Here is a 15,103-nt window from a genome sequence, read left to right as displayed (position 1 = left end):
ATCGCGTAGAGCATCGTCATGGTCCAGGCCTCTCCCGAAGCCGATCCGAGCGCGCCGCGGCCGCCGCTCGATCTGCTTATCGCAGCCCCGCGAGGCTTCTGCGCCGGGGTGGACCGCGCGATCCGCATCGTCGAACTGGCGCTGGAGCGATTCGGGGCGCCCGTTTTCGTGCGGCACGAGATCGTCCATAACCGCTTCGTGGTGGACGCGCTGCGCGCGAAGGGCGCGGTCTTCGTCGAGGAGCTGGACGCGGTGCCGGATGGCGCGCCGGTGGTCTTCTCCGCGCATGGCGTGCCCAAGGCGGTGCCGCACAAGGCGGCCGAGCGCGGGCTCGACTTTTTCGACGCGACCTGCCCGCTCGTCTCCAAGGTCCATCGCCAGGCCGAGCGGCTGGTGGATCAGGGGCGCCACATCCTGTTCATCGGCCATGCCGGCCATCCCGAGGTGATCGGCACCTTCGGCCAGGTGCCGCCGGGCGCCATGACGCTGATCGAGACCGAGGCCGATGTCGAGCGGCTGGCGCCCGCCGATCCCGAGGCGCTCGCCTTCCTCACCCAGACGACCTTGTCCGTCGACGATACCGCCGCGATCGTCGCCGCGCTGCGGCGCCGCTTCCCGGCCATCCAGGCGCCGCGCGGCGAGGATATCTGCTACGCCACCTCCAACCGCCAGGCGGCGGTGAAGGCGATCGCGGCGGCGTGCGACGCGATGCTGGTGATCGGCGCGCCCAATTCGTCCAACTCGCTCCGCCTCGTCGAGGTGGCGGAGCGCGAGGGCACGCGCGCGCGGCTGGTGCAGCGCGCCGAGTGCATCGATTTCGCCTGGCTCGCCGGGGTCGCCAAGCTCGGCATCACCGCCGGCGCCTCGGCCCCCGAGGTGCTGGTGCGCGAGGTGATCGACCGGCTGGCCACCCGCTTCGCCGTGACCGAGCATGAGATCGTCGCCACCGCCGAGCGCATGGTCTTCAAGCTGCCCCACGGCCTCGCCGCCTGACGCGATGGCGGTCTATACCCAGGTTTCCGCCGAAGCGATGGCGGCGCTGCTCCACGCCTATGGCCTCGGGACGCTGATCTCGGCCAAGGGTATCGCCGAGGGGGTCGAGAACAGCAATTATCTGGTGGAGGCGAGCGCCGGCCGCTTCATCCTGACGCTGTACGAGAAGCGCGTCGATGCGGGCGACCTGCCCTTCTTCCTCGCGCTGCTCGATCATTGCGCCGATCGCGGCCTGCCCGTGCCGCGCGCGCTCCGCGATCGCGACGGGCGGCAGGTGCAGAGCCTGTGCGGCCGCCCCGCCTGCCTGATCGAGTTCCTGCCCGGCGTCTCGCTCACCACCCCCAGCGCCGGCCAGGCGCGCGCCGCCGGCGAGGCGCTGGGCGCGCTGCACGCCGCGCTGGCGGATTTCGCGCGCGAACGGCCCAACACGCTCGGGCCGGACGGCTGGCGCGCGCTCGCCGCGCGCTGCGGGGCCGGGCTGGATGCGATCGCGCCGGGGCTGGCGGCGCGGGTGGCGCGCGAGCTGGATTTTCTCGCCGCGCACTGGCCCGCCGATCTGCCGCGCGCGGTCATCCACGCCGATCTCTTTCCCGACAATGTGCTCATGCTCGGCGATCGGGTGACGGGAATGATCGATTTCTATTTCGCCTGCTCCGAGATCCGCGCCTGGGACCTGGCGGTGACGCACAGCGCCTGGAGCTTTTCGGGCGACGGCACCGATTTCGATCCCGCGATCGGCGCGGCGCTGGTGGCGGGCTATGCCGCGCGCTTCGGCTTGAGCGCGGCCGAGCGCGCCGCGCTGCCCGTGCTGGCGCGCGGCGCGGCCTTGCGCTTCACCCTCACCCGCGCCTGGGACTGGCTGAACACGCCCGCCGACGCGCTCGTCACCCGCAAGGATCCGCTCGCCTTTCTGCGCCGGCTGGACAGATACGCCGCGCAGGGCGAAACGCTCTTCGCATGACGATCGAGATCTTCACCGACGGCGCCTGCAAGGGCAATCCCGGCCCGGGCGGCTGGGGCGCGCTGCTCCGCATGGGCGCGACCGAAAAGCAACTGTCGGGCGGCGAGCCGCTCACCACCAACAACCGCATGGAGCTGATGGCCGCGATCAAGGCGCTGGAGGCGCTGACCCGGCCCTGCGCCGTCACGCTCACCACCGACAGCCGCTATGTTCTGGATGGGCTTACCAAGTGGATCCATGGCTGGCAGCGCAACGGCTGGAAGACGGCGGACAAGAAGCCCGTGAAGAACGCCGATCTCTGGCAGGCGCTGCTCGCCGCCGCCAAGCCGCACCAGATCGAATGGAAATGGGTGCGCGGCCATGCCGGCCATGCCGAGAATGAGCGGGTCGATCAGCTCGCCTGCGCCGAAGCCGCCAAGTTCGCGCGGCGCTGAGCCCCGTCCCGCCGGGCGCCGTCCGCCCCATAACGCAAGGGCCGACCCGTCGCCGGGCCGGCCCTCGCCGCGTCCAGGTCGGAGACCCGGCTTACTTCTTCTGAAGCTTCACGCCGTAATAGCGCGAACCCTGGCTGCCGCGCTGCACGAGCAGCAGCACCGAATCGCGGCCGGCGCGGCGCGCCGCCTCGATCGCGGCGGCGGCGGCGGCCACCGTCGGCGTCGACACCTGGTTGATGCTGAGGATGATGTCCCCGCGCTTCAGCCCGCTCGCCGCGACATCGCTGCTCGGATCGACCGAGGCGATCACCACGCCCTTGACCGAACTCGGCACGCCGAGCTGCTGCGCGATCTGCGGGGTCAGCGCCTGCACCGAGGCGCCGAGCGTGGTCGCCGCCGCCTTGTTCTGCGCCGACTGGCCGCCATTATCGTCCGCGCCATTATCGTCGTCGTCGCCCTCGCCGATATCGCCCTGGATCTGGCTTTCCGGCGGACGCTCGCCGATCACCGCCGTGACGGTGAGCTTCTGGCCGCGACGATAGAGTTCGATCGGCACGCGCGCGCCGATCGGCAGATTGGAGACGATGAAGGACAGCGTATTGTCCGGGGTGACATCCTGGCCGTTGATCTTGGAGATCACATCGCCCTGCTGGATGCCGGCGCGCGCGCCGGGATAGCCGGGCTCGACGCGGCCCACGATCTCGCCATGGTTCTTCGGCAGGCCGAGCGCGCCCGCGATCTCGTCGTCCACGGGCTGGATGCCGATGCCGAGATAGCCGCGCTTCACGCGGCCGCCCTTCATCAGCACCTCGATCACCGGCTTGGCCTGTTCCGCCGGAATGGCGAAGCCGATGCCGACATTGCCGCCGGTGGGCGAATAGATGGCGGTGTTGATGCCGACGACATTGCCCGCCATGTCGAACATCGGGCCGCCGGAGTTGCCCGAATTGATCGCCGCGTCGGTCTGGATGTAGCGGTCATAGGCGCCGCCATTGCTGATCGAGCGATGGATCGCCGAGACGATGCCGGCGGTGACGGTGCCACCAAGCGCGAAGGGATTGCCGATCGCGATCACCCAGTCGCCCACGCGCGTCCGGGTCGAGTCGCCGAACTGGACGAAGGGCAAGGGCTTGGGCGCGTCGATCTTCAGCACGGCGAGATCCGCGGCGCTGTCGCGCCCGATCACGCGCGCCTTGTATTCGGTGCGGTCGGGCAGCGTCACCGTGATCGATTCGACCGTGGTGCTGCGCTGATCGTCCGCGCCGGCGCCGCCGGTGATGACATGGTTGTTGGTGACGACATAGCCATCGGCCGAGATGATGAAGCCCGAGCCGAGCGAGGTCGCCTCGCGCGTCACCGGCTGGCCATTGCCGCCACCACCGCCGCCGAACTGACGGAACAGATCGTCGAAGGGCGTGCCGGCGAACGGGCTCTGCTGCGCCTGGACCTTGATCTTCTGGGTGGTGGAGATGTTGACCACCGCCGGCTGGAGCCGGGCGGCGAGATCGGCGAAGCTGGTGCCGGGGCCGGCAACGGCACGGCTGATCGTGCCTGGCGCGTTCTGCGCGACCTGCGCGCCCACCGGCTGCTGGAGGGTTAGCGTCGCGGCGGCCCCTCCCGCGAGCAGGGCGGCGGTAATGGCATAGGCGTAGCGCAAGGATAAGCCTCCGTTGAACAGAATTGGGTGCGGGCTAGCGGACGCCGCCCTTCAGGCGCTGAAGCGTGCTGGTTCCAGGCTGAACGCGCATTGAACGACACATGATCCGGCGCTTACTTGCCCTTGTTGATGAAGTTTCTGAAATAGGCGCTGTTGGGCGAAAGCACCAAGGTGGTGCCCCCGATATTTTCGCCGTCGGGCGCGAAGGCCGCGCGGTAGGACTGCATCGAGCGGTAGAAATCGTAGAAGTCCGGATCCTTGCCGAAGGCATCGGCATAGATGCGCGAGGCATCGGCATCCGCCTGGCCGCGCAGGATCGCGGCCTGCTTCATCCCCTCGGCGCGGATCGTCATCGCCTGCTGGCGGCGCGCGGACCGCATCCGCTCGAAGGCGCTGTCCAGCGGCGTGCCGTCGGGCAGCTCGGCGCGGTTGATCCGCACATCGACGATCTGCGCGCCATATTGCGCGGCGATCCGGTTCAGGGCGTCGCGGATGTTGCGCATCGCCGTGTCGCGCTCGGGGGTCAGCAGCGCGGCGAAGGGGCGGCGCCCCAGCTCGTTGCGCAGCGCCGAGCCGAGAATCGGCTTCAGCGCCTCGCCCACGCGCCGCTCGTCGCCGCGCGCCGCGAGATACATGCGCAGCGGATCGGTGATGCGGTAGCGGGCGAAGGCATCCACCTCCAGCCGCAGCTGATCGGTGGAGAGCACGGGCTGACGCTCCATATCGATGTCGCGCACGCGCTTGTCGATCACCACCACCTGCTCGACGAGCGGGATATGGGCGAGCAGGCCGGCGCCGTCGCCGCCAAAGCCCTGGCCCGGCCGGTAGCGGTTCACCACGCGATCGGGCTTGCCCATGCGCACCACCAGCGCCTGGCTCGTCTCGGGGATGATCGAGAGGGTGGAGGCGCAGGCGAGCACCACCACGATCAGCAGCCCGGCCCAGCCGATCGGATTGCGCAGCAGCCGCGTCAGGAGCGTCACTGGCCGCCTCCCCGCGTCACCGGCGCGGGCGCGACGGTGATCGTCGGCGGCTCGCCGTCCACCGCCCGGCCGCGCGGCTTGAGGCCGGGCAGCGGCAGCACGGTGGGGCTGCCCGGCGTATCGACGATGACCTTGTCGTTGCGCGCCAGCACCGCCTCCATCGTCTCGTAATACATGCGCTTGCGCGTCACCTCCGGGGCAAGGCGGTAGGCGTCGTAGACCTTGTCGAACGCCGCGGCGGCGGCGCTGGCGCTGGCCTCGACCTGCTCGGAATAGGCGCGGGCATTGTTGAGGAAGGATTGCGCCTGCTGCTGCGCGGCCGAGACTTCCTTGAAGGCGTCGTTCACCGCCTCGGGCGGATCGGCCTGCTTGATCGCCACGCCCTCGATCGTCACACCCGCGCGATAACGGTCGAGCAGCGCCTGCATCCGCGCCGCGACGCGGCTTTCGATCTGGCTGCGCATCGGGCCGATCGCCTCGTCCAGCGTCACCCGCGACACTTCCTCGCGCATCGCGCTTTCCGCGACCTCGCGGATCGTATCCTCGGGCTGGGCCAGCTCGAACAGATAGAGTTCGGGATCGCGCACCGACCAGCGCACCGAATAGGCGAGATCGATGATGTTCTGATCGCCGGTGAGGACGAGATTCTGCCCGCCCGATCCCGGCACGTCGAAGCTGGCGATCTGGTCGACATTGACGCGGGTGACGACATCCACCGGCGCCGGCATGGTCAGCCCCACGCCTGGCCCGAGCGTGCCCTGATAGCGGCCGAAGCGGGTGATGACGCCGCGCTCCTGCGGATCGATCTGGTGGAAGCTCGTGGTGAGCAGCCACAGCAGCACAAAGGCCGCCAGCGCATAGCCCCAGATCGGACGCGCGCCGCCGCCCGGCAGCCGGCCGCCGAACCGCCCCCGGCCCAGCCGGATCAGCTCCTCCAGCGAAGGCTGGCCGGGCCGGCCGCGCCGACCGCCCCGGCCATTGCCCGACCAGGGATTGGATTTGCCGCCTTCGGGATCGTCATCGCCCCATCGCTGGCCGTTGCTGAGACTCGCCGGATCGCCGAGACGGGCGGGCGCGCGGGGATCGCCGCGGCCGCGCCGCGCGAGGTCTTCGATCATGCCCGCATTATAGGGGGCGCGGAGGGGAAAAATAGTGGCATCGCGCGCCACCCGGCTTAAGGACGCGGCCATGGCCCATCCCGATCCCGATCGCCTCGCCGCCGCGCTCGCCCCCTTCGCTCCGCGCGCCGCGCCGCCGCGCGCCGCCGCCGACGGTCTGGTGAGCCTGATCCTCGACGTGTCCGGGCTCGACGAGGCCGGGCGCGCGGCGCTGGAGCGCGACGCCAAGGCCGCGCTGATGGCGGTGCCCGGCGTCACCGGCGTGCGCGCGCTGCTCACCGCCGAGCGGCGCGAGCGGCGGCTGATCGCGGTGGGCAGCGGCAAGGGCGGCGTCGGCAAATCGACCATCGCCGCCAATCTCGCCATCGCCATGGCCCGGGCGGGGGCGCGCGTCGGGCTGGTGGATGCGGATATCTACGGGCCCTCCCAGCCGCGGCTGATGGGCGCCGAGGATGCGCGGCCGGTGGCCGAGGACAAGCAGCTGATCCCCATCCCCACCCGCTATGGCGTGCCGATGCTGTCGATGGGCCAGCTCGTCGCGCCGGGCAAGGCGCTGGCCTGGCGCGGGCCGATGGCGTCCGGCGCGCTCGGCCAGCTGGTCGATGCGCGCTGGGAGGGAATCGACTGGCTGGTGGTGGATCTGCCGCCGGGCACGGGCGACGTGCAGCTCTCCATGATCCAGAAGCATCGCCCCGCCGCGGCGGTGATCGTCTCCACCCCGCAGGATGTCGCGCTGATCGACGCGGTGCGCGCGATGGACCTGTTCGCCACCGCGCAGGTGCCGGTGCTGGGGCTGATCGAGAATATGGCGGGCTATCTCTGCCCCGCCTGCGGCGCGTTGAGCCATCCTTTCGGCCATGGCGGCGCCGAGGCGGAGGCGGCGCGGCGCGGGCTGCCGCTGCTCGGCCGGGTGCCGCTGGATCTCGCCATCCGCACCGCCTCCGATGCGGGCACGCCGCCCGCCGCCGGCGAGGGGCCGGAGGCGGCGCTGTTCGCCGGCATCGCCGCCGCCGTGCTCGCCGCGATGGAGCCGAAGCGCGGCTGAACGGTTGGCCTCGCGAAGGAGAGGCGCATGCCGCTGAGCCGCGACGAGGATATCGCCCAATTGCTGCGCGAGACGCGCACCATCGCGCTGGTCGGCGCGTCGGACCGGCCCGACCGGCCGAGCTATGGCGTGATGGGCGCGCTGGTTCGCCACGGCTATCGCGTGCTGCCGGTCAACCCGCAGATCACCGGCGAGCATGTCCATGGCGAATATGTCTGGCGCGCGCTCGACCAGATCGGCGCGCCGATCGATCTCGTGAACATCTTCCGACGCCCCGACGCCGCCGGCGCGGCGGTGGACGAGGCGATCGCGATCGGCGCCAAGGCGGTGTGGCTGCAGCTCGGCATCGTCAACGCGGCGGCGGCGGCGCGGGCCGAGGCGGCCGGGCTGCGCGTGGTGATGGACCGCTGCACCGCCATCGAGATACGCCGCCTGGCGATTCGCCGGCTCGACTGAGGCGCACGCCCTAGCCATCACCCGGGACCCGCCGGGATTGGCGCTACGGCTCCGCATCTGATAGCGCTGTACGCATGCCGACCGCGCCGCCGCCGACCGCCGCCGCCACCGCCGCCCGCGAGATCCTCACGCGGCTGCACGATGTTATGGCCGGGCGCGCCCATGCCCAGGCCAAGCTCAACCAGGTGGTGCAGATCATCGGCGAGGCGCTGCACTCGGAGGTCTGCTCTATCTATCTGCTGCGCGAGGGCCGGCTCGAGCTGTACGCGACGCGCGGGCTGCTCCAGGAGGCGGTGCATGTCACCAAGCTCGCCCCGGGCGAGGGGCTGGTCGGCACCATCGCCCAGCATGTCGAAACGCTGAACCTCGACGAGGCCACCTCGCATCCTAATTTCGTCTACAATCCCGAAACCGGCGAGGAGCTGTTCCACAGCTTCGCCGGCGTGCCGATCGTGCGGCGCGAGGCGGCGGTGGGCGTGCTCTGCGTTCAACACGAAGCCTCGCGCCGCTACGACGATGTCGAGATCGAGGCGCTCCAGACGGTGGCGATGGTGCTCGCCGAGCTGATCGCCGCCGCCGGGCTGATCGACGAGACGAGCGGCGTGAACAGCGCGCGCGCGCTGGGCCCGGCGACGCTCACCGGCATCAAGCTGGTGGATGGCATGGGCCGCGGCCATGCCGTGTTCCACCAGCCCCGCGTCGTCATCACCCAGACCGTGGCCGAGGATATCGAGGTCGAGCGGCAGCGCGTCTATTCCGCCTTCCGCCAGATGCGCGAGCAGATCGACCGGATGACCAGCCAGGCCGAGTTCGGCGTCGGCGGCGAGCATCAGGACGTGCTCGAGACGTACAAGATGTTCGCCTATGACGAGGGCTGGAGCCGCCGCATCAACGATGCGATCAGCGCCGGCCTCACCGCCGAGGCGGCGATCGAGCGGGTGCAGCAGCGCACCCGGATGCGGATGCGCGAGATTGACGATCCGCTGCTGCGCGACCGCATGCACGATCTGGAGGATCTCTCGAACCGGCTGCTGCGCATCGTCTCGGGCCAGCTCGGCACCGCCGCGCAGCTGGGGCTGCGCCAGGATTCGATCCTGATCGCGCGCAATCTCGGCCCGGCCGAGCTGCTGGAATATGACCGGCGCCGGCTGAAGGGCGTGGTGCTGGAGGAAGGCTCGCTCACCGCGCATGTCACCATCGTCGCGCGGGCGATGGGCATTCCGGTGATCGGCCGCTGCCGCACCGTGCGCCAGTCGGTGGCGGAAGGCGATCTCCTGCTGCTCGACGCTTCGGCCCAGCGCGTGGTGGTGCGGCCGGCCGACTCGATGGAGGAATCCTTCGAGGCCCGCCTCACGGCCACGCAGAAGCGCCGCGCCGAATTCGCGCAGCTGCGCGATCTTCCCGCCGTCACCCGCGATGGCACGCGGATCGAGCTGATGGTGAATGCCGGGCTGCGCGACGATGCCGCCGCGCTCGATGTCGTCGGCGCCGACGGGATCGGCCTGTTCCGCACCGAATTCCAGTTCCTCGTCTCGGCCACCCTGCCCCAGCGCGAGCGCCAGCAGCGCCTCTATCGCGACGTGATGGACGCGGCGGGCGAGCGGCCGGTGGTGTTCCGCACGGTCGATATCGGCGGCGACAAGGCGCTGCCCTACATGAATGTCGACGCCAATGGCGAGGAGAACCCCGCGATGGGCTGGCGCGCGCTGCGGCTCGCGCTGGAGCGCGACGCGCTGATGAAGGCGCAGGCGCGCGCGCTGCTGGAGGCCGCCGCCGGCCGCACGCTCAACGTGATGTTCCCGATGGTGTCGGAGCCCTGGGAATATGACCAGGCGCTGCTCCTGTTCGAGGAGCAGCGGCGCTGGCTGGCCTCGCGCGGGCGCATGGGGCCGGCGGCGATCCGCTACGGCGCGATGCTGGAGGTGCCGGCGCTGGCCGAGATGCTGGACCAGCTGCTGCCCAAGCTCGATTTCCTCTCGATCGGCACCAATGATCTCACCCAGTTCCTGTTCGCCGCCGATCGCGCCAATCCGCGCCTCGCCGAGCGGTATGACTGGCTGAGCCCGGCGATCCTGCGCTTCCTGCGCCGCGTGGTGGAGGCCAGCCTCGCGGCCGAGGTGACCGTGGGCGTGTGCGGCGAAATGGGCGGCCGGCCGCTCGAGGCGATGGCGCTGCTCGGGCTGGGCGTGCCGCGCCTGTCGATCACCCCGGTGGCGATCGGGCCCGTCAAGGCGATGATCCGCTCGCTCGATCTGGCGCCGCTGCGCGCGCTGATGCCGGTGTGGCTCGCCGAGGGCAAGGGCCTGCGCGCCAAGCTGCAGGGCTGGGCGGCGGAACAGGGCGTGGCCATCGAATAAGGCCGGACCACAAGCGGCAATGCCCGTTTGACTTTGGGGGCCGGCCTTTGCGACAAGGCCGGCGAGGGCGGGACGGCGCAGAACCGGATGACCAGCCGAACCGATGCGGGAGGCATGATGGACGAGGCTAAGCAGACTCCAGACAGCGTCGGAGTCCGCCTGCGCGCGGCACGCGAGGATCAGGGACAGTCGCTCGACGATATCGGGCGGCAGACCCGGGTGCCCGTGCGCCACCTGGTGCAGATCGAGGAAGGCCGGTTGGAGGGCCTGCCCGCCGCGCCCTACTCCGCCGGTTTCGTCAAGGCCTATGCCCGCGCCGTGGGCCTCGATCCCACCGCGCTCGCCAACCAGTTCCGGGCCGAGTTCGATCGCGCCAAGGCGGGCACGCACCGCATCGCCTACGAACCCTATGAACCGGCCGATCCCAGCCGGCTGCCGCCGCGCCTGCTGGCGCTGGTGGCGCTGGTGCTCGCGGTGCTGGTGATCGGCGGCTACGCCATCTGGCGCAGCGGCCTCGTCTCCGGCGAGGGCGCCGACATGCGCGCCAAGCTGGCGGCGCGCGGCGACGAGAGCACGCCGGTCTCGCCCGCGCCTGCGGCCACGCCCGCCGCCGCGCCGGCGCCCGGCACGCCGGCCGCGCCCGGCGCCCCGGCCGCGGGCGCGCCGGCCCCGGCTGCCGGCGGTGCCGTGCTGCTCACCGCCAAGGTGCCGACCTGGGTGAAGATCTCCGAGCGCGGCGGCGCCACCCTGTTCATCGGCACGCTCGACCAGGGCAAATCCTTCCCGGTGCCCGCCAGCGCGGTCGATCCCGTGATCCGCACCGGTCGGCCCGAAGGGCTGGAGGTGACCGTGGGCGGCCGGCCGGTGCCGCCGCTCGGCGCCCCGGCGCACACCATCTCCAATGTCAGCCTCAAGGCCGAGGCGCTGCTCGCGCGCGGCGGCGGCGCGGCGGCCGCCGCGACGGCCCCTGCGCCGACGCCCGCGCCCGCGCCCACCACCCCCGACGAAAGCGCGCCGCCCGCCTTCCGCGCCACCGGCCGATGAGCTTCAGCCTAGCGAAAGGCGCGCCCGGCCACGCCCACGCCTTCGTGGTTCCGCTCCAGCCGATCAGGATCTAAGCTATGCGTCTGGCGATCGTCGCCCTTCTCCTTGCCGGCACGGCCGTGCCGCTGCTCGCCCAGCCCGCCGATCTCGAAGGCCGGGTCACCCGTGTCGAGAAGGAGCTGCGCGCGGTGCAGCGCAAGGTCTTCCCCGGCGGCAATCCCGATTATTTCGAGCCGCAGATCGCCCCCGCCCCCGCGCCAGTCACCCCGAGCGGCACGCCGGCCGACGGCGCGATCAGCGATCTCAGCGCCCGGGTCAGCGCGCTGGAGGGGCAGGTGCGCCAGCTCACCAACCAGACCGAAGTGAACAACCACCGGCTGGACGTGCTGGAACAGGGCTTCGCCAAGCTCCAGGCCGATACCGATTACCGGCTGCAGCAGGTGGAGGGCGGCGGCGCCGGCGCCGCCGCGGCGGCCGGCGGGGCTGGCGGGGCCTTGGGCGCGGCGGCGGCGGGCGGAGCGGCCGGGGCGGACGCCGCCCCCGCGCCGTTCGGGCCGCAGGGTCGCAAGCCGCTTCCCGCCGGCGTGAAGCCCGCGCGCGGCGGCGCGGCGGATGGCGGCGACGCGGCGGCGAGCGATGGCGATGGCGCGCCCCCCGCTGCGGCGGCATCGCCGGCGCCGCCCAAGACCGGCGACGGGGCCGAGGACGGCTATATGCTCGGCTATCAGCTGTGGCAGCAGAAGCGCTATGGCGAGGCGGAGGATGCGCTCAAGCAGGTGGTGGCCAAATATCCCAATCACCGCCGCGCGAGCTATGCCCAGAATCTGCTCGGCCGCGCCTATCTGGACGATGGCCAGCTGACCAGCGCGGCCGATGCCTTCCTCACCAGCTACAAGCGCTTTCCGCGCGGCGAGCGGGCGGCGGACAGCCTCTATTATCTCGGCCAGACGCTGACCCGGCTGAAGAAGCAGAGCCAGGCCTGCCAGGTCTATGACGAGCTGCGCGACGTCTATGGCGCCACGCTCAACGCCACGCTCAAGGCGCGTGTCGCCCAGGGGCGGCAGGATGCCAAGTGCGGCGCCTGACGCCGCGCTGATCGCCCGGTTCGCCGCCGATCTCGACGCGCTGCTGCCGCCGGACGCGGCGCTGGGCCTGGCCGTATCCGGCGGGCCGGACAGCCTGGCGCTGCTGCTGCTCGCCGCCGCCGCGCGGCCGGGGCGGATCGCGGCGATGACGGTGGACCATGGCCTGCGCGCCGCCGCCGCCGAGGAGGCCGCGCTGGTCGCCGCGCTCTGCGCCGCGCGCGGCGTTCCCCATCATAGCGCGCGCGTGCGGGTGGAGGGCAGCGTGCAGGCGGGCGCGCGAACGGCGCGCTACGCGGCGCTGGGCGCCTGGGCGAGCGCGGAGGGGCGCGCGCTCGTCACCGCGCATCATGCCGACGACCAGGCCGAGACGCTGCTGATGCGGCTGGCGCGCGGCGCCGGGCTGGCGGGGCTGAGCGGGGTGCGCGCACGCCGGCCGCTCGGCCCCGGCCCCGATGCGCCGCTGCTCGTGCGGCCGCTGCTCGGCTGGCGCAAGGCCGAGCTGGAGGCGATCGTCGCGGCGGAGGGGCTGGTGCCGGTGCGCGATCCCTCCAATGCCGACCCGCGCTTCGATCGCAGCCGCGCCCGCGCGCTGCTCGCCGCCACGCCCTGGCTCGATCCCCGCCGGCTCGCCGCCGCCGCCGCGCATCTCGCCGAGGAGGAGGCGGCGCTCGCCCGCCTGGCCGACGAGCGATACGCCGTGACGCGCGCGGACGATGGCGGCTGCGCCTATCGCCCCGATCCGATTCGCGCGCTGGCGCGCCGGCACCTGCGGCGGCTGCTGGCGGACGAATTCGGCGCCACGCCCGACGGCCCCGCGCTGGAGCGCGCGCTCCTCGCGCTGGAGCGGGGCGAAAGCCTCTGCTGCGCCGACATTCTCTGCCGCGCGGACGCGGGCCTGTGGCGGTTCCGCCGAGCGCCGGTGCGACGAACGTCTTGATCGGCGTTGTTCCATTGCCATTAACCGAGCCGCGCCTACATTGGCCGGGACTCCAGTAGGAACGGTGATGAGCGACAAGGACGACAAAGAGCCCCAGGGCGGCAGCACCAACGCCTGGATGAAGAACATGCTGGTCGTGTTCGCCATCGTCGGCGCATTGTTCCTCTTCGTGTCGCTCTTCGATGGCGGCATGCGCGATGGCCGCGCGGGCGAGCCGATCCCCTATTCGGACTTCCTCGCCAAGGTGGATGACGGCTCGGTGAAGGAGGTCGTCATCGCCGGCGACCAGATCACCGGCAAGATCGGCAACGACCAGGCCTTCCGCACCTATTCGCCGGGCGACGCGCAGCTCGTGCAGCGTCTCCAGGCGCATGGCGTGCGCTTCCGCGCCAAGCCCGAGGAGCAGACCAGCGTGTGGCTGCTGCTGCTCTACCAGGCGCTGCCCTTCCTGCTGATCCTCGGCATCGCCTTCTTCGTGATGCGCCAGATGCAGAAGAATGCGGGCTCGGGCGCGATGGGCTTCGGCAAGTCGCGCGCCAAGCTGCTCACCGAAAAGCATGGCCGCGTCACCTTCGATGATGTCGCCGGCATCGACGAGGCCCGCGAGGAGCTTCAGGAGATCGTCGACTTCCTGAAGGATCCCACCAAGTTCGCCCGGCTGGGCGGCAAGATCCCGAAGGGCGCGCTGCTGGTCGGATCGCCCGGCACCGGCAAGACGCTGCTCGCCCGTGCCATCGCCGGCGAGGCGGGTGTGCCCTTCTTCACCATTTCGGGCTCGGACTTCGTCGAGATGTTCGTCGGCGTCGGCGCCAGCCGCGTGCGCGACATGTTCGAACAGGCCAAGAAGAACGCGCCGTGCATCGTCTTCATCGACGAGATCGACGCGGTCGGCCGCCATCGCGGCGCCGGGCTGGGCAATGGCAATGACGAGCGCGAGCAGACGCTCAACCAGCTGCTCGTCGAGATGGACGGGTTCGAGGCCAATGAGGGCATCATCATCGTCGCCGCGACCAACCGCCCCGACGTGCTCGATCCCGCGCTGCTGCGCCCCGGCCGGTTCGACCGGCAGGTGGTGGTGCCGCGCCCCGATATCGACGGCCGAGAGAAGATCCTTCAGGTCCACATGAAGAAGATCCCGGTCGCGCCCGACGTGAACGTCCGCACCATCGCGCGCGGCACGCCGGGCTTCTCCGGCGCCGATCTCGCCAATCTCGTCAACGAGGCGGCGCTGCTCGCCGCCCGCAAGTCCAAGCGCCTCGTCGCCATGCGCGAATTCGAGGAGGCCAAGGACAAGGTGATGATGGGCGCCGAGCGCAAGTCCATGGTGATGACCGAGGAGGAGAAGAAGGCAACGGCCTATCACGAGGCCGGCCACGCGCTCGTCTCGCTCCATGTCGATGGCTGCGATCCGCTCCACAAGGTCACCATCATCCCGCGCGGCCGCGCGCTGGGCGTGACCTGGAACCTGCCCGAGCGCGATCGCTACTCGATGTCGATGAAGCAGATGAAGGCGCGGCTCGCGCTCTGCTTCGGCGGTCGCATCGCCGAGCAGCTGATCTACGGCGCCGACAGCCTCAACACGGGCGCGTCCAACGACATCCAGCAGGCCACCGACATGGCCCGCGCGATGGTGATGGAATATGGCATGTCCGAGCGGCTCGGCTGGCTGCGCTACCGCGACAATCAGGACGAGGTGTTCCTCGGCCACTCGGTGGCGCGCAACCAGCAGATGAGCGAGGAGACGGCGCGGCTGATCGATGCCGAGGTGCGGCGCCTCGTCGAGGAAGGCGAGACCACCGCGCGTCGCGTGCTGTCCGACAATCTCGACGAGCTGCACCGGCTCGCCACCGCCCTGCTCGAATATGAGACGCTCACCGGCGAGGAATCCAAGCGCGCGATCCGCGGCGAGGATATCGGCCGCGACGATCGTCCCTCGACGCCGAGCCCGCGCCCGGTGAGCGGCACCTCCATCCCCAAGACGCGGCGCCCCGGCGGCGGCGCCTGGGGCACGCCGGCGCCGCAGGGCGCCTGAG

13 protein-coding genes are annotated in these 15,103 nt (G+C 71.2%); 10 read left to right on the top strand and 3 right to left on the bottom strand.

The annotated features are described in order from the left end of the window. Window positions 1-18 precede the first annotated feature (18 nt). Genes ispH through rnhA form a run of 3 tightly spaced genes read left to right on the top strand, consistent with a single transcriptional unit; the run spans window position 19 to window position 2,388 of the window. Window positions 19-993, top strand: coding sequence for a 4-hydroxy-3-methylbut-2-enyl diphosphate reductase (gene ispH, locus LHA26_RS13410; RefSeq protein ID WP_252166095.1), 975 nt, complete (start codon window positions 19-21; stop codon window positions 991-993). Window positions 994-997: 4 nt separating this feature from the next. Continuing rightward, window positions 998-1,954, top strand: a complete 957-nt coding sequence (gene thrB / locus LHA26_RS13405) for a homoserine kinase (protein ID WP_252166094.1) — start codon at window positions 998-1,000, stop codon at window positions 1,952-1,954. Next, the gene (rnhA, locus tag LHA26_RS13400) at window positions 1,951-2,388 is read left to right on the top strand and encodes a ribonuclease HI (RefSeq protein ID WP_252166093.1); all 438 of its coding nucleotides are present in this window, start codon (window positions 1,951-1,953) and stop codon (window positions 2,386-2,388) included. The genes thrB and rnhA overlap by 4 nt, the downstream gene beginning before the upstream one ends. 91 nt (window positions 2,389-2,479) lie before the next feature. Here rnhA and LHA26_RS13395 read toward each other — a convergent pair whose 3' ends face one another. From LHA26_RS13395 to hflK, 3 genes are all read right to left on the bottom strand, one after another. Beyond that, entirely contained in the window at window positions 2,480-4,045 is a 1,566-nt protein-coding gene (locus LHA26_RS13395; protein WP_252166092.1) for a Do family serine endopeptidase, read from the bottom strand. Between the two features lie 113 nt (window positions 4,046-4,158). Next, window positions 4,159-5,019: a protease modulator HflC gene (gene hflC, locus LHA26_RS13390; RefSeq protein ID WP_252168395.1), complete on the bottom strand. Its 861-nt coding sequence runs from the start codon at window positions 5,017-5,019 to the stop codon at window positions 4,159-4,161. Window positions 5,020-5,024: 5 nt separating this feature from the next. Beyond that, the gene (gene hflK, locus LHA26_RS13385; RefSeq protein WP_252166091.1) at window positions 5,025-6,146 is read right to left on the bottom strand and encodes an FtsH protease activity modulator HflK; all 1,122 of its coding nucleotides are present in this window, start codon (window positions 6,144-6,146) and stop codon (window positions 5,025-5,027) included. A 70-nt stretch (window positions 6,147-6,216) separates the two neighbouring features. Between hflK and LHA26_RS13380 the strand changes: the two genes are divergently transcribed. From LHA26_RS13380 to ftsH, 7 genes are all read left to right on the top strand, one after another. Then, a complete protein-coding gene (locus LHA26_RS13380) occupies window positions 6,217-7,191 on the top strand; it encodes an Mrp/NBP35 family ATP-binding protein (RefSeq protein WP_252166090.1) in 975 nt (324 codons plus the stop codon). 27 nt (window positions 7,192-7,218) lie between these two features. Next, entirely contained in the window at window positions 7,219-7,647 is a 429-nt protein-coding gene (locus tag LHA26_RS13375; protein ID WP_252166089.1) for a CoA-binding protein, read from the top strand. Window positions 7,648-7,721: 74 nt separating this feature from the next. Next, window positions 7,722-10,004, top strand: coding sequence for a phosphoenolpyruvate--protein phosphotransferase (gene ptsP, locus LHA26_RS13370; RefSeq protein ID WP_252166088.1), 2,283 nt, complete (start codon window positions 7,722-7,724; stop codon window positions 10,002-10,004). An 87-nt stretch (window positions 10,005-10,091) separates the two neighbouring features. Then, window positions 10,092-11,048: a helix-turn-helix domain-containing protein gene (locus LHA26_RS13365; RefSeq protein WP_252166087.1), complete on the top strand. Its 957-nt coding sequence runs from the start codon at window positions 10,092-10,094 to the stop codon at window positions 11,046-11,048. Between the two features lie 77 nt (window positions 11,049-11,125). Then, on the top strand, window positions 11,126-12,133 hold the full coding sequence (locus LHA26_RS13360; protein ID WP_252166086.1) for a tetratricopeptide repeat protein: 1,008 nt from the start codon (window positions 11,126-11,128) through the stop codon (window positions 12,131-12,133). Continuing rightward, window positions 12,114-13,070 carry a tRNA lysidine(34) synthetase TilS gene (tilS, locus tag LHA26_RS13355; RefSeq protein WP_252166085.1) on the top strand — a complete coding sequence of 319 codons (957 nt, stop codon included), beginning with the start codon at window positions 12,114-12,116 and terminating at the stop codon, window positions 13,068-13,070. The genes LHA26_RS13360 and tilS overlap by 20 nt, the downstream gene beginning before the upstream one ends. Window positions 13,071-13,137: 67 nt before the next feature. Then, window positions 13,138-15,102, top strand: a complete 1,965-nt coding sequence (gene ftsH, locus LHA26_RS13350; protein WP_252166084.1) for an ATP-dependent zinc metalloprotease FtsH — start codon at window positions 13,138-13,140, stop codon at window positions 15,100-15,102. Window position 15,103 lies beyond the last annotated feature (1 nt).

The sequence above is a fragment of the Sphingomonas morindae genome (assembly GCF_023822065.1).
In the GTDB taxonomy this organism is placed as follows: Bacteria; Pseudomonadota; Alphaproteobacteria; order Sphingomonadales; family Sphingomonadaceae; genus Solisphingomonas; species Solisphingomonas morindae.
This window is presented reverse-complemented; position numbering and strand designations above follow the sequence as displayed.

Coding starts and splice junctions, on each gene's coding strand:
- LHA26_RS13380 (WP_252166090.1), top strand. CDS start 6,217: ATGGCCCATCCCGATCCCGATCGCCTCGCCGCCGCGCTCGCCCCCTTC.
- hflK (WP_252166091.1), bottom strand. CDS start 6,146: ATGATCGAAGACCTCGCGCGGCGCGGCCGCGGCGATCCCCGCGCGCCC.
- LHA26_RS13365 (WP_252166087.1), top strand. CDS start 10,092: ATGACCAGCCGAACCGATGCGGGAGGCATGATGGACGAGGCTAAGCAG.
- ptsP (WP_252166088.1), top strand. CDS start 7,722: ATGCCGACCGCGCCGCCGCCGACCGCCGCCGCCACCGCCGCCCGCGAG.
- LHA26_RS13375 (WP_252166089.1), top strand. CDS start 7,219: ATGCCGCTGAGCCGCGACGAGGATATCGCCCAATTGCTGCGCGAGACG.
- tilS (WP_252166085.1), top strand. CDS start 12,114: ATGCCAAGTGCGGCGCCTGACGCCGCGCTGATCGCCCGGTTCGCCGCC.
- thrB (WP_252166094.1), top strand. CDS start 998: ATGGCGGTCTATACCCAGGTTTCCGCCGAAGCGATGGCGGCGCTGCTC.
- ftsH (WP_252166084.1), top strand. CDS start 13,138: ATGAGCGACAAGGACGACAAAGAGCCCCAGGGCGGCAGCACCAACGCC.
- LHA26_RS13360 (WP_252166086.1), top strand. CDS start 11,126: ATGCGTCTGGCGATCGTCGCCCTTCTCCTTGCCGGCACGGCCGTGCCG.
- ispH (WP_252166095.1), top strand. CDS start 19: ATGGTCCAGGCCTCTCCCGAAGCCGATCCGAGCGCGCCGCGGCCGCCG.
- rnhA (WP_252166093.1), top strand. CDS start 1,951: ATGACGATCGAGATCTTCACCGACGGCGCCTGCAAGGGCAATCCCGGC.